Consider the following 12,743-nt stretch of genomic DNA (forward strand, 5'->3'; position numbering starts at 1 on the left):
ACCATGACTGCTGCAGAAATCTTCCAGTCTCTTCTCCATGTTGCCGGCCTGGCATTGGTATTTGGCGCTGGCATTCCGCTCCTTTTCTCCCTGGGTATGCGTTGTATGACCGGTGACCCCATTCGTGATGACAACGGTGTTGTCGTAGGGGATACTCCGGCAAGCACTCAGATGAAGGTGCTTGGTTGGACCGTTTACGCAGTGCTAGCCGTAGTTATCCTCGTGGCCATCATGTGGATTGCTCGCGATACGCTGGACCATTACTTCGGCTTCGCGCCGTTCGGTGACCTCTAAGTTATTCCTCCCTTCCTGAGGGGGAAGTCAACCTTCCAAGTGATGCGTGGCACATTCTCCGAAAGTTAACAAAAGGTTAACTTTAAGCGACCTATGGGTTGCCTAACGGGGCTGTGTCACGTATATTCTTCTGTATCAGACAGAGAGAAAGCCACATGGAGGTGTGAGAAATGAACAAGATGCGTTCTTTGATGGACGGCATTGCTGATGCGTTCAAGGGCTCCACCACTGGTACCGGCCTGGACACCATTTCGGAAGCTCCGGTCCGTGCTTTGGTGGCAGAAACCCTGCTTGACGCTGATAAGACTCCTGCTACGACTAAAGACGTAGCAGAAGCGCTAGAAGCCGTCACCGGTCATGCACCGGATGAAGTTGAGATGCTCGACGCAGAACTCTTCCTGCTCGACTTCGACTGGCTGCAGTAAGCAGCTACTGAATGAAATCCCCACGAGGCCCCTTGCCGCATACTGTGCAGCAAGGGGCCTCGTGCTTTGCCGGACTCGGTGGACTTCGGTAAGCGCGGCTAATCGCGCGGCGGCAAGATGGCCTCCGGGGTTTCGGGCAGGAGTTGGCCGCCATCAATAATTAGGGTCTGGCCGGTAATAAAGCCTGCCTCTTCTGAGGCAAGGAAAGCCGCCGCATTGCCGATATCGCGTGGAGTGCCGAGACGATGCAATGGCACCGATCGCGTCATCTGATCGAGATACTCTTGGCCTTGGGCCTTGAGACCGTCAGTGAGGATATTGCCGGGAAGAACACTGTTGATGGTGATGCCATCGCGAGCGACTTCGAGCGCAGCTGAGCGCATAAATCCTTGTTGGGCGGATTTGAGGCGCCGTAGTGGGCCCAGCCAGGAAAGCCCGTGTGCGAGCCGGTGATGGACGTGGTAATTACGATGCGTCCATAGCGGCGTTCCTGGAGTTAGGGGAGTGCTTCCTGGACCACCTTAAAGGTGCCGTGGGTATTGATGGCAAACATGGCCTCCCACTGCTCATCGGTCATTTCTGCTAATGGGCAATTGGGAAAGACGCCGGCATTGGAACAGACGATGTCGAACCCGCCATGCGTGGCAACAACATGGCGGTACATTTCCTGTACAGAAGTACGGTCGGTGACATCCACATGAATCGCACTGGCACCTAGCTCTTTTGCGGTAGCGGTGGCGTGCTCTAGATTGACATCGGCAATGATGACAGAGGCGCCGGCCTCGCTAAGTGAAGCGGCAATGCCGCGGCCAATGCCGGAAGCACCGCCGGTGACAACGGCTACGTGGTCTGTGAGATAGAACATAATTCTCCTGTTCCTAACGGGGCGGAATGAAGGTCGTTTCACCTTTTAGCTTAGGTCGCAGGAGCAAGGAAAGTCGGGGAAATTCGCCACGCGGAAGGGAATGAATGAAGGGCCTGTCGGGTTGATTTACTAAGGTAGAAATAGATGAAGATTAAGCCGCTCGGAAGGGTAGAATCATCCTTCCATTTGTGGATAGCGGTACGAAAAGCGAGTGTGAAAGAACTTAATGGCACGTATGCAAGAAAGCGCTGACCTGCTCAAGTGCTCCTTTTGTGGCAAGAGTCAGAAACAGGTGAAAAAACTCATCGCCGGCGGCGGTGTCTACATCTGTGACGAGTGCATCGAGCTATGCAATGAAATCATCGAAGAGGAACTGGGCCAAGAACAGGCGCAGGAATCCTCCGACGCGGAGGTGCGCCTGCCTCGGCCCTCGCAGATTTCTGCCTTCCTGGATAAATACGTCATTGGCCAAGACAAAGCCAAGCGCGTGCTATCTGTGGCGGTCTACAACCACTACAAGCGCATCAAGGCGGAAGAGTCTGCCGCGTTGGAAGCACGGCGCAAAAAGGCCGAGGGCGATGAGGTGGAGATCTCTAAGTCCAATATCTTGATGTTGGGACCTACTGGTTCCGGAAAGACCTACTTGGCACAGACCTTGGCCCGGCTTCTCGACGTCCCCTTTGCCATCGCCGATGCCACTAGCCTCACCGAGGCCGGCTACGTGGGTGAAGACGTGGAAAATATCCTGTTAAAGCTGCTGCAAGCCGCAGACTTTGATGTGGAGCGTGCCCAGCGCGGCATCATTTACGTCGACGAAGTGGACAAGATTTCCCGCAAGTCCGAGAATCCGTCCATCACCCGCGATGTCTCCGGTGAGGGTGTTCAGCAGGCCTTGCTGAAGATCCTGGAAGGTACCGTGGCGGCCATTCCACCGCAGGGTGGGCGCAAGCACCCGAATCAGGAGTTCATCCAGCTAGACACCTCGAATATCTTGTTCATCGTTGCCGGCGCATTCGCTGGGCTCGACCAGGTTATTGCGGATCGAGTGGGCAAAAAGGGCGTGGGCTTTGGCGCCAACTTGGATACCAAGGATGAGCGCGAAAAGGTCGACCTCTTTTCCCAGGTACGCCCTGAGGACCTTGTGAAGTTTGGCCTGATTCCAGAATTCATCGGGCGCCTGCCCGTCGTGGCCACGGTGGATAACTTGGACCGTGAATCCTTGGTCAAAGTGCTTACCGAGCCAAAGAACTCCTTGGTCAAGCAGTACAGTCGCCTATTTGAGATGGATGACTGCGAATTGGAATTCGAGCCGGCGGCGTTGGATGCCATCGCAGAGCTTGCCTTGGAGCGTAAGACAGGTGCACGTGGCCTGCGCGCCATCATGGAAGAGCTGCTGGTGCCAGTTATGTATGATCTGCCGGACCGCGAGGATATCGCCGCGGTACATATCACCCCAGAGTGCGTGACAGAGGGCGCGGAGCCGCAGTTTAGCTATAAGGACGAGGCGAAGGAATCTGCCTAAGCGCCTGCCGGCGCGACTACTCCTCGCTGTAAATATCCTGTGGTGAGGCCTCGTCTCCCTCTTTCGTATCGAACGAGGATGAGGTGAGGTAGGACTCGTGGCCCGAGTCCGGAATATTGGCGGTCAAAAACGCCAGCACAGCATCGACGGTAAGCCTATGCATACCATCGATATTTTCTTGGGTATTGAAGTTCACGCCCAGCATGTTTTCCACCATCACCTGGTTGGTTACGCGGTAGACGGTCAACGAGGAAATCAGGGTGAAAATGTCATTGGCGGAAATACCTGGGCGGAAAGCACCGGCGTCTTGGCCCAAGAGCAGCAGGCGGTCGAGGTGGAGGGCGACTCCGGCGACGTCGGCAATAGCTTGCTGAGCTGGATCCACAATCTGCTGATTGCTCTCCCATACCAGCATGCGAATAGCATCCGGGTTGGCCACGCGTTCGCGGAAGAGCCAATCCACCAACTTGCGCACGCCCTCGACCGGAACCGCGGTATCGATTTCCAGAGCGTCCTGCGGCGGATTAAGGCGCTGCGCGGCCGTGCTGAGTGCACGTAGGTACAAGCCCTTTTTATCGCCAAAGTGGTAGTGGATCATGCGCTTGGACATGCCCGATTCTTGGGCGATGGTCTCCAGCTTGGTTTCTGCGAAACCACTGCGGGAAAAGTGCTTGATCGCTACGTCCACCACGGAGTCAATGCTGACGGATTCCGCGTGGGCAGCGTGAGGAGAATCCGCCTGGCCTGCATCCTGCAGTGCATCAGTATTCTCAGTGCTCATGGCGTAAGTCCTTAATCCTTGCGGCGCAGCGGTGGCGCGGTCAACTGATATCTAATAGTGCGGGAGTAGATAGGCCCCATGCAATCTGTGTGCGTGGCGTGGGGGAGAGCCCCGCTTTTCCTTTTCCCATCATGCCCGATTAGACACCCGTTGCGGGAGCTTCTTACCCATTGGGGGCGTTAATTTGGAGGTAAATGGGGGTAATTTAGCGCAACCTCAGCGAATATCCCCTCCAAAAGAGGGGGCCAGATTCACAGCGCGAGAGGCGGCGGTGGGGCTAAGCTCGGGGATGGGTACATTCCGTGGCGGTGCGAGCAGCCTGGCTCGCGTGTGCCGCCCTTGACGCAGCCATTGAGGAGGCTTTTAACCATGACTCAGCCCGTCAAAATCACTGTCACCGGTGCCGCTGGCAATATCGCTTATTCGCTGCTGTGGCGCATCGCTGCCGGCGATGTTTATGGCAAGGACACCCCGGTAGATCTGGCGCTGCTGGAAATCCCCGCCGCGGTGGGCAAGGCTCAGGGCGTGGCCATGGAGCTCAATGACTCCGCCCTGCCGTTGGTCAACTCGATTACGGTAACTGATGACCTAAAGGAGGCCTTTGAAAACACCTCTGCTGCCTTCCTCGTAGGCGCGCGCCCGCGCAGCAAGGGTATGGAGCGTGCGGATCTGCTGGAAGCCAATGGTGCCATCTTCACCAAGCAAGGCAAGGCCATCAATGACTATGCCGCGCGCGATGTCCGCGTGCTTGTGGTGGGCAACCCAGCAAATACCAATGCTCTCATCGCTGCGAAAAATGCCCCGGATGTGGACGATTCTCAGTTCAATGCTCTGATGCGCTTGGATCACAACCGCACCTTGAGCCAGCTAGCGCTGAAAAGCAGCAAGTCCACCAATGATTTCACCAAGGTGGCAGTCTGGGGCAATCACTCTGCAAGCCAGTTCCCGGACATCACCTTTTCCAATGCCGAGGTGGACCAGGATTGGTACCGCGAAGAGATGATCCCCAAGGTAGCGAAGCGCGGTGCCGAGATTATTGAGGTGCGTGGCAGCTCCTCGGCCGCATCGGCGGCGTCGGCAGCTGTGGACCACATGCATGACTGGATTCATGGCACTGAGGATTGGCGCACCGCGGCGGTGCCCTCGGACGGTTCCTACGGCGTCGACAAGGGCCTTATCTGTGGATTCCCCACCATCTGCCGTGATGGAAAGTGGGAAATCGTGCAGGGCCTGGAGCTCAGCGAGTTCCAAAAGGAGCGCATTGCAGCGTCTGTGGCTGAGCTGCGTGAGGAGCGCGAAGCCGTAGCAGACCTGCTCTAAAACCCACTCGGTGCGCACCACATGCTCGGTGCGCACCCTGCCTAGATGAGCCGGTTGACGTGCAAGGTAGAATCGGCCAGGTGACTGAGCAAAATAATGAGCAATTAGTTGGTACCAACCGCGCTGATGCGCTGCCTAAGTCTTGGGAGCCGCAGGCCGTAGAAAAGGACCTCTATGAGGGCTGGGTAGAAAAGGGCTACTTCACCCCGGATGCACATTCGGAGGCCGAGCCTTACTCGATCGTGCTGCCGCCGCCGAATGTGACCGGTCAGCTGCATATGGGCCACGCTTTGGACCACACGCTGATTGATTCCATTATCCGACGCAAGCGTATGCAGGGCTATGCCACGCTATGGTTGCCAGGCGCCGATCACGCCGGCATTGCTACCCAGACCAAGGTCGAGGCCAAGCTCAAGGAAACCGAGGGCAAAAAGCGCTGGGACTACGAGCGCGAAGAGTTCATTGACAAGGTCTGGGAGTGGAAAGAACAGTACGGTGGCACCATCCAGAACCAGATGCGTGCCATTGGTGACTCCGTAGATTGGTCTCGCGAGCGTTTCACCTTGGACGATGGCCTCTCGCGCGCTGTGCAGACCATTTTTAAGAACCTTTATGATGAGGGCATGATTTACCAGGCTAACCGTCTGGTCAACTGGTCGCCGGTGCTGGAGACCGCCGTCTCTGATATCGAGGTTGTCTACAAGGACGTCGAGGGCGAGCTGGTTTCCATTCGCTATGGCTCGCTTAATGATGATGAACCGCACCTCATCGTGGCCACCACCCGTGTAGAGACCATGCTGGGTGACGTTGCCATTGCCGTTCACCCAGACGATGAGCGCTATGCTGATCTTGTGGGCAAGGAGCTGCCGCACCCATTCCGCGATGACCTCAAGCTCAAGATCATCGCTGACGATTACGTCGATATGGAGTTTGGTACCGGCGCGGTGAAAATCACCCCGGCACACGATCCGAATGACTACGCGATGGGCACCCGCCACAACTTGGACATGCCTACCGTCATGGATACCACTGGCCACATTGCCAATACTGGCACCCGCTTCGACGGCCTGACCCGCGAAGAAGCCCGTGTGGAAATCCGCGAGGCGCTGCGTGAGCAGGGCCGTATTGTCAAGGAAATCCGTCCTTATGTTCACTCCGTGGGACACTCCGAGCGCTCTGGGGAACCCATCGAGCCGCGCCTGTCCCTGCAGTGGTTCGTAGACGTATCAAAGATGGCCAAGGACTCTGGTGCTGCTGTGCGCGAGGGAGATACCACCTTACATCCGCAGTCGCTGGAGCCGCGCTACTTTGAGTGGGTCGATGATATGCACGATTGGTGCATCTCTCGGCAGCTGTGGTGGGGTCACCGCATTCCTATTTGGTACGGGCCGGAAGGCGAAGATGGCCAGCGAGACATCGTCTGCGTCGGCCCCGATGAAGAGCCCCCAGCAGGCTACGAGCAGGATCCTGATGTGCTGGATACGTGGTTCTCCTCCGCGCTGTGGCCATTTTCCACCCTCGGCTGGCCGGAAAAGACCCCGGATCTGGAGAAGTTCTATCCTACCAACGTGCTGGTCACCGCCTATGACATTTTGTTCTTCTGGGTAGCCCGCATGATGATGTTCGGTACTTTCGCTGGCGCTCATACCCCAGAGCTTTTGGGGGAGGGCACCGATGGTCGACCGCAGGTTCCATTTAAGGATCTTTACCTGCACGGCTTGGTTCGCGATGAGCAGGGCCGCAAGATGTCTAAGTCTTTGGGCAACGGCATTGACCCGATGGATTGGGTGCGTGACTACGGCGCAGACGCCCTGCGCTTTACCCTTGCTCGCGGTGCCAACCCGGGTGTGGACCTGCCTTTGGGCTCTGATGCTGCAGCGGCCGCCCGTAACTTCGCCACCAAGCTTTTCAACGCCACCAAGTTTGCCCTCATGAATGGCGCCGGCGTAGCAACGTTGCCCAACCGCGACGAGCTTAGCGACGCCGACCGGTGGATCCTCGACCGCGCCGAAGAGGTCCGCGCCAAGGTGGATGCATACCTGGATGATTACCAGTTCGCTAAGGCAAACGAGCTGCTCTACCACTTCACTTGGGACGAGCTGTGTGACTGGTACCTGGAGATTGCAAAGACCCAGATCCCGCGGGATGGTGTCAGTGAACAGGGCCGCAATACCCAGATTGTCCTGGGACGCGTCCTAGACGTTGTCCTGCGCCTGCTGCACCCAACCATGCCTTTCGTGACCGAGGTGCTTTGGAAGGCTTTGACCGGCGGCGAGTCTATCGTCGTGGCACCGTGGCCCACCGTTGCCGATACCAATGGTGGCGCTACCAAGGATGAGGTGGCCGCCCGTCGCATTGCAGACGCGGATAAGCTCATTACCGAGCTGCGCCGCTTCCGCTCTGACCAGGGTGTCAAGCCTTCTCAGAAGGTCCCGGGCCGCCTCGACTTTGCCGCTGCTGACTTGTCGAACCAGGAAGAGCTGGTGCGCAACCTGGCTAATACCACCGCTCCGGCCGAAGACTTCGATCCTTCCGCCTCCATTGAGGTACGCCTTTCCCAGGCCACCGTGGAAGTCACCCTAGATACCCACGGCGCTGTAGACGTGGAGGCTGAGCGCAAGCGCCTAGAGAAGGACTTGGCCAAAGCCAATAAGGAATTGGAGCAAACCGGCAAGAAGCTTGGCAATGAGAACTTCCTGTCCAAGGCGCCGGAAGAAGTGGTTAATAAAATTAAGCAGCGCCAGCAGATCGCTCGCGAAGAGGTTGAACGCATTACCAGCCGTTTGGAAGGCCTGAAGTAGTGGCGGAAAAGGACAAGGGCACAGAGGATTTTGAGATCGTCGATGCCCTCAAAGAAGGAACCGACGGCGGTCCGGTGGAAATCACCGAGTCCGGCCTGACGCTCAATCTGGGCATGGGCGGCGAGGATGAGTACAACGAGGCCGCCCCACAGGAGGTTTCCGCCGCGGAGCTACGCGCCCTCGCGGAGGTTGAAGAAGAACTCAATGAGCGGTGGCCCGAAACCAAGATTGAGCCTTCCCTCGATCGCATCGAGCTGCTTATGGATCTGCTCGGTCACCCGGAGCGTTCTTTTGATGTCATCCACATCGCTGGCACCAATGGTAAGTCCTCTACCGCACGCATGGTTGATTCGCTCCTGCGTGCCTTCCACCGCCGAGTGGGCTTGGTAACTAGCCCACACCTGCAGCGCGTTACTGAGCGCATCGGCATCGATGGCCAGCCCATTCACCCGCGCGATTATGTGCGTATTTGGCACGAGATCAAGCCGTTTGTGGAAATGGTCGATGCCCAATCGGACGTGCCTATGTCTAAGTTCGAGGTCCTTGTCGGCCTGTCCTATACTGCGTTTGCCGACGCCCCCGTAGATGTCGCTGTCGTCGAAGTCGGACTCGGCGGACGTTGGGACGCCACCAATGTGGTCACTGCAGACGTCTCCGTCATCACCCCAGTGGGCATGGACCATACGGATTATTTGGGCGATACGATCACCGAAATCGCAGGTGAAAAAGCTGGCATTATTAAGCCGCGCGAGGATGCCGATGATCCGTTGACCCCGAATGAAAATATTGTGGTTATCGCGGAGCAGGACCCAGAAGCCATGCGCGTCATCTTGCAGCAGGCCGTCGATGTCGAGGCGGGCGTGGCCCGCTCCGGTTCCGAATTTGCGGCCCTCGAATCCCGCATTGCCGTTGGCGGCCAGCAGGTGAATATCCAAGGCCTCGGCGGCCTGTATGAGGACATTTTCCTTCCCCTCCATGGCGAGCACCAAGCCAAGAATGCTGCCGTGGCCCTTGCAGCGGTGGAGGCCTTCTTTGGGGCTTCGGCCGGCCACCCATTGGACGTTGCTACCGTGCGCAATGGCTTCGCCCAGGCGATTTCGCCCGGCCGCCTCGAGCGCGTACGTACCTCCCCCACGACGTTTATTGATGCCGCGCATAACCCCCACGGTGCCAAGGCTTTAGGCGCAGCGTTGGACCGCGATTTCGACTTCGCCCGCCTCATCGGTGTGTTGTCCATCTTTGCGGATAAGGACGCAACTGGCATTCTCACCGCGTTGGAGCCGTATCTGACCGAGGTAGTCATTACCCAAAACTCCTCGCCGCGGGCTCTCGACGCTTATGAATTGGCCGAGACTGCTCGCGATATTTACGGCGAGGAACGCGTCCACGTTGCCGAGGATCTTCCCGGCGCTTATGCCCAAGCCGTTGAACTTGCTGAAGACGCGGAGGTGCAATCCGGCTCCGGCATTATCATTACCGGCTCGGTCGTCACTGCCGGTGACGCCCGCGCGATGTTTGGAAAGGAACCTGCATGAGCCGCGACAATCACCACCCAGGCGGAGAGCGCCAACCCCGCCCGCCCCGCAGCAGCCGTGCCCGCGGCCGCGAGGAACATATCCCTGAAAGCGAGATCGGACCCCTAGGCATGGGCCAAGCCCCAGTCAAGGACCCACTTAAAAGCTTCAACGGGATGGTCATTGCCAGCTCCCTGACCATGGAGGCGCTCGCCCTATCCTTCGCACTGCCGATGCTGTACAAGCTGTATGACGGCACCCTGTGGACGCCTTTTAACTATTGCTTTGTCCTTGCCGCCATTGTCTTTCACCTAGTGATGATCGCGTTCATGAATAAGAAGTGGGCGCTAACCGTCATCGTGTGGGTGCAGCTGCTGTGCGTCATCTTGGGCTTTATGGTCCACTGGGCCGTAGCCGCCATCTTCATCATCTTCGGCTTGGAGTGGCTCCTGGCCGTTTACCTGCGCAGTAACCTCATCGCCCGCATGAAGCGTGGCTACCTCACCACGCAGCACCTCAACGAGAAATAGCACGGTAGCCTTGACGGCCTTCGGCGAGTGGCCAAGACGCGATAGACTGGCGGCCATGCGCACTCTCTATCTCGTCCTTGCCGCACTCGCTTGTGTTGCCGCGGTGGTAGCCCGTGCCGCTACGGGAACGCCGTGGCTACCGCTAGTCGCCCTCATTATTGGCGGCGTTTTTCTGGTTTTGGCCCTGCGGAGCAACTTCGAACCGGCCAAAGAAGCCACCTTCGAGGATTTGGATAAGGAACAGCGAGCGGAGCTGCAACGCCTGTTGGCTAATGGACAGTTTGGCGCCGCAGTAGGCCAGGTACGCCTGTGGTTCAGGGGGACTTCGCAGGGGCGCGCCGAAGAGATAGTTAAACAACTCACATAGCCCTGGACCCCACACTTTTACCCCAAAGGAATACCCCAGCGCGCGACGCAGTCGGGTGGTTTCGGTACAGTGTGGGGCATGACTGAACGTACACTGATTCTCATCAAGCCGGACGGCGTAAAGAACGGCCACGTAGGCGAAATCATCTCCCGAATCGAGCGCAAGGGCCTGAAGCTGGCCGAACTCGATCTGCGCGTTGCTGACCGCGAGACCGCGGAGAAGCACTACGAGGAGCACAAGGATAAGCCATTCTTCGGTGACCTCGTCGAGTTCATCACCTCCGCACCGCTTATCGCTGGTGTTGTCGAGGGCGAGCGTGCCATCGAGGCATGGCGTCAGCTGGCCGGTGGCACCGACCCAGTTTCCAAGGCCACCCCGGGCACCATCCGCGGCGACTTCGCTCTGACCGTTGGCGAGAACATCGTGCACGGCTCTGACTCCCCAGAGTCCGCAGAGCGCGAAATCGCTATCTGGTTCCCGAACCTTTAAAGCCTTTATAGCGTTTCGTACGCACTTAAGCCCGAACCACCGGCTCGGGCTTTATTCATAGCGTCACCTGGTCCCTCGTTATATGGGCAGCGAGCAGGAGCACAACACGCCTACACTGGTGCGGCTAAGAACTATTTTCAACAAGACGTAGGGAGGCGCATATGCGCGGCTACGCGGTCGTAGACATTGAGACCACCGGATTTTCCTATAAGCACGGGCACCGCATCGTTGAAATTGGCGTCGTGGAGCTATCGCCGGAAGGAGCAGTGCAGGATTCCTGGGAAACGCTCATTAACCCGCAACGCCATATCGCGGCCACGGAAATTCATGGCATTTCCGCCTCTGATGTTCTAGGCGCGCCCACCTTTGCGCAAGTAGCGGACAAGCTGGCTAATTCTCTCGAAGACCGCATATTCGTTGCTCACAATGCGGGATTCGATCGGACCTTTATTCAGTCCGAGCTGCTGGCTTGTCGCGCCTGTTCTGAAGAGGCGTTGCCGGCGATCGATACGGCCGTATTGGCACGCAGGTATCTTGGTCTTCCCAAGGTGAAGCTGGGGGATTGCTGCGCCCATCTGGGAATTCATAATGAGTTGGCACACTCCGCATTGGCGGATGCGATGGCCACGGCGCAACTATTCCAGCATTTCCTGGCCAATACCCCGGCAGCCCAAGAGAACTATATGAGTGAGCGCTTGGCTGAGCAACAGCTGTATCGCAGCCTGGCACCCCACCCGGGTTGGGTGGAGCCGGCACTTCTCAGCCGCGCAGCTGCGGAATCCGCCAAGCAAGCGGCACAGTACGGCGGCTGGTTCGCCGGGCTCGTCGCACAACGTGAGACGCCATCGAATACGGCTGCGGAAGACTATTTCAAGCTTCTCGATGCCGCCTTGCTCGACCGCCGCCTCTCCGCCACCGAGCAAACCCAATTGCTGGCCTTTGCTCAAGCACATGGGCTCGATGAACATGGTCTGCGCGAGCTGCATGAAGCCTATATCACGCTGCTGATTGAAGAAGCCTGGGCTGATGGTGTTGTCACGGCTGAGGAACGCGACATCCTGGCTTCTGTCGGCCGCGCCTTGGGCATCCCGGCTTCTGATATCGAGGCTGCCGTAGACCCCGACACCGCTCCACAGGCAGAAGGTCGGCATGGTGCCCCTAGTGAAGAGGCGCCGCAAGGTTCTGAAAAGGCCGGCAGTATTGGCGGACTCGCCAGCATGGGCGGCATTGTGGTGAGCGCTGGCGAGCGAGTAACCATTACCGGAGCTAAGGCCTACTCGACTGCGGAATGGGAAGAGTATTTTGCCGCGCACGGCGTGGAGATTGGCGGCCTAGCCAAAAAGACCAAGGTGCTCATCGCCGGTGACCCGGACTCGCAATCGGGCAAAGCCAAGAAAGCGAAGCAGTATGGCATTCCCATCGTTGCGGAAGACGTCGCCCGTGAGGTCATTCACTTCGCAGACTAGGACTGGAGCTCTCCTAATCGAAGGAGAGTAATTGGCGCAGCGTGCTGAAGGCTTCCCTTTGTACTCGATGGGTAACGGTCCGGCCCGATTGCTGCTTGATTAAAAGGCCGGATTCCCTCAACTTGCCGAGGTGATGGGATACCGTCGGCTGGCTAAGGCCGGAAAGCACGGTCAACTCCGTCACACTCATCGGGCCGCAGCCCTCATCGCACAAAATGGATAATAGGCGCAGGCGGGCTGGGTCAGCAAGGACTTTAAATTGCTGGGAAAAGCGCAAGGAATCGCTCTGGCTGAGCGGGCCACTGCTCAGGGAGCAGCACTGCCCGTCGGGGGTGTTATCAGCATTGCTAGGGGAGGAGTCCATGCACA

General features: G+C 57.9%; 12 protein-coding genes and 1 pseudogene. 10 read left to right on the forward strand and 3 right to left on the reverse strand.

What is annotated here, in order from left to right; genetic code table 11:
• The first annotated feature begins 3 nt into the window (after window positions 1-3).
• Together QP990_RS06245 and QP990_RS06250 are read left to right on the forward strand one after the other, a co-directional pair.
• Window positions 4-294 (forward strand): hypothetical protein, encoded by a 291-nt coding sequence (locus tag QP990_RS06245; protein ID WP_023020922.1) that lies wholly within the window; start codon window positions 4-6, stop codon window positions 292-294.
• 170 nt (window positions 295-464) lie between these two features.
• Entirely contained in the window at window positions 465-719 is a 255-nt protein-coding gene (locus QP990_RS06250; protein ID WP_023020923.1) for a hypothetical protein, read from the forward strand.
• A 98-nt stretch (window positions 720-817) separates the two neighbouring features.
• Here QP990_RS06250 and fabG read toward each other — a convergent pair.
• Window positions 818-1,584: pseudogene (gene fabG / locus QP990_RS06255) on the reverse strand (3-oxoacyl-ACP reductase FabG).
• 226 nt (window positions 1,585-1,810) lie between these two features.
• On the opposite strand from fabG, the gene clpX reads away from it, so the two are divergent.
• Window positions 1,811-3,106, forward strand: coding sequence for an ATP-dependent Clp protease ATP-binding subunit ClpX (clpX, locus tag QP990_RS06260; protein WP_023020925.1), 1,296 nt, complete (start codon window positions 1,811-1,813; stop codon window positions 3,104-3,106).
• A 16-nt stretch (window positions 3,107-3,122) separates the two neighbouring features.
• Here the strand turns inward: clpX and QP990_RS06265 are convergent, their stop codons facing one another.
• On the reverse strand, window positions 3,123-3,887 hold the full coding sequence (locus QP990_RS06265; protein ID WP_239204995.1) for a TetR/AcrR family transcriptional regulator: 765 nt from the start codon (window positions 3,885-3,887) through the stop codon (window positions 3,123-3,125).
• A gap of 369 nt (window positions 3,888-4,256) precedes the next feature.
• On the opposite strand from QP990_RS06265, the gene QP990_RS06270 reads away from it, so the two are divergent.
• From QP990_RS06270 to QP990_RS06300, 7 genes are all read left to right on the forward strand, one after another.
• A complete protein-coding gene (locus QP990_RS06270) occupies window positions 4,257-5,207 on the forward strand; it encodes a malate dehydrogenase (protein WP_239207920.1) in 951 nt (316 codons plus the stop codon).
• An 80-nt stretch (window positions 5,208-5,287) separates the two neighbouring features.
• Complete coding sequence (locus tag QP990_RS06275) at window positions 5,288-8,008, forward strand: valine--tRNA ligase (protein WP_239204999.1); 2,721 nt, start codon at window positions 5,288-5,290, stop codon at window positions 8,006-8,008.
• The gene (locus QP990_RS06280; RefSeq protein WP_284798724.1) at window positions 8,008-9,543 is read left to right on the forward strand and encodes a folylpolyglutamate synthase/dihydrofolate synthase family protein; all 1,536 of its coding nucleotides are present in this window, start codon (window positions 8,008-8,010) and stop codon (window positions 9,541-9,543) included. The genes QP990_RS06275 and QP990_RS06280 overlap by 1 nt, the downstream gene beginning before the upstream one ends.
• Window positions 9,540-10,052, forward strand: a complete 513-nt coding sequence (locus QP990_RS06285; protein ID WP_023020930.1) for a DUF4233 domain-containing protein — start codon at window positions 9,540-9,542, stop codon at window positions 10,050-10,052. Before QP990_RS06280 ends, QP990_RS06285 begins: the two co-directional genes overlap by 4 nt.
• A 55-nt stretch (window positions 10,053-10,107) precedes the next feature.
• Complete coding sequence (locus tag QP990_RS06290; protein WP_284798725.1) at window positions 10,108-10,419, forward strand: hypothetical protein; 312 nt, start codon at window positions 10,108-10,110, stop codon at window positions 10,417-10,419.
• Between the two features lie 78 nt (window positions 10,420-10,497).
• A complete protein-coding gene (ndk, locus tag QP990_RS06295) occupies window positions 10,498-10,908 on the forward strand; it encodes a nucleoside-diphosphate kinase (RefSeq protein WP_005324068.1) in 411 nt (136 codons plus the stop codon).
• Window positions 10,909-11,069: 161 nt separating this feature from the next.
• Complete coding sequence (locus QP990_RS06300; protein WP_239205003.1) at window positions 11,070-12,374, forward strand: exonuclease domain-containing protein; 1,305 nt, start codon at window positions 11,070-11,072, stop codon at window positions 12,372-12,374.
• A gap of 13 nt (window positions 12,375-12,387) precedes the next feature.
• Here QP990_RS06300 and QP990_RS06305 read toward each other — a convergent pair whose 3' ends face one another.
• Complete coding sequence (locus tag QP990_RS06305; RefSeq protein ID WP_284798726.1) at window positions 12,388-12,738, reverse strand: metalloregulator ArsR/SmtB family transcription factor; 351 nt, start codon at window positions 12,736-12,738, stop codon at window positions 12,388-12,390.
• Window positions 12,739-12,743 lie beyond the last annotated feature (5 nt).

Source organism: Corynebacterium sp. MSK071, from assembly GCF_030232125.1.
Classification (GTDB): domain Bacteria; phylum Actinomycetota; class Actinomycetes; order Mycobacteriales; family Mycobacteriaceae; genus Corynebacterium; species Corynebacterium kefirresidentii.

What these genes read in the sequence shown, in the direction of transcription:
- QP990_RS06305 (WP_284798726.1), bottom strand. Translation starts at nt 12,738, where the DNA reads ATGGACTCCTCCCCTAGCAATGCTGATAACACCCCCGACGGGCAGTGC.
- QP990_RS06285 (WP_023020930.1), top strand. Translation starts at nt 9,540, where the DNA reads ATGAGCCGCGACAATCACCACCCAGGCGGAGAGCGCCAACCCCGCCCG.
- clpX (WP_023020925.1), top strand. Translation starts at nt 1,811, where the DNA reads ATGGCACGTATGCAAGAAAGCGCTGACCTGCTCAAGTGCTCCTTTTGT.
- QP990_RS06300 (WP_239205003.1), top strand. Translation starts at nt 11,070, where the DNA reads ATGCGCGGCTACGCGGTCGTAGACATTGAGACCACCGGATTTTCCTAT.
- QP990_RS06270 (WP_239207920.1), top strand. Translation starts at nt 4,257, where the DNA reads ATGACTCAGCCCGTCAAAATCACTGTCACCGGTGCCGCTGGCAATATC.
- QP990_RS06265 (WP_239204995.1), bottom strand. Translation starts at nt 3,887, where the DNA reads ATGAGCACTGAGAATACTGATGCACTGCAGGATGCAGGCCAGGCGGAT.
- QP990_RS06290 (WP_284798725.1), top strand. Translation starts at nt 10,108, where the DNA reads ATGCGCACTCTCTATCTCGTCCTTGCCGCACTCGCTTGTGTTGCCGCG.
- ndk (WP_005324068.1), top strand. Translation starts at nt 10,498, where the DNA reads ATGACTGAACGTACACTGATTCTCATCAAGCCGGACGGCGTAAAGAAC.
- QP990_RS06245 (WP_023020922.1), top strand. Translation starts at nt 4, where the DNA reads ATGACTGCTGCAGAAATCTTCCAGTCTCTTCTCCATGTTGCCGGCCTG.
- QP990_RS06250 (WP_023020923.1), top strand. Translation starts at nt 465, where the DNA reads ATGAACAAGATGCGTTCTTTGATGGACGGCATTGCTGATGCGTTCAAG.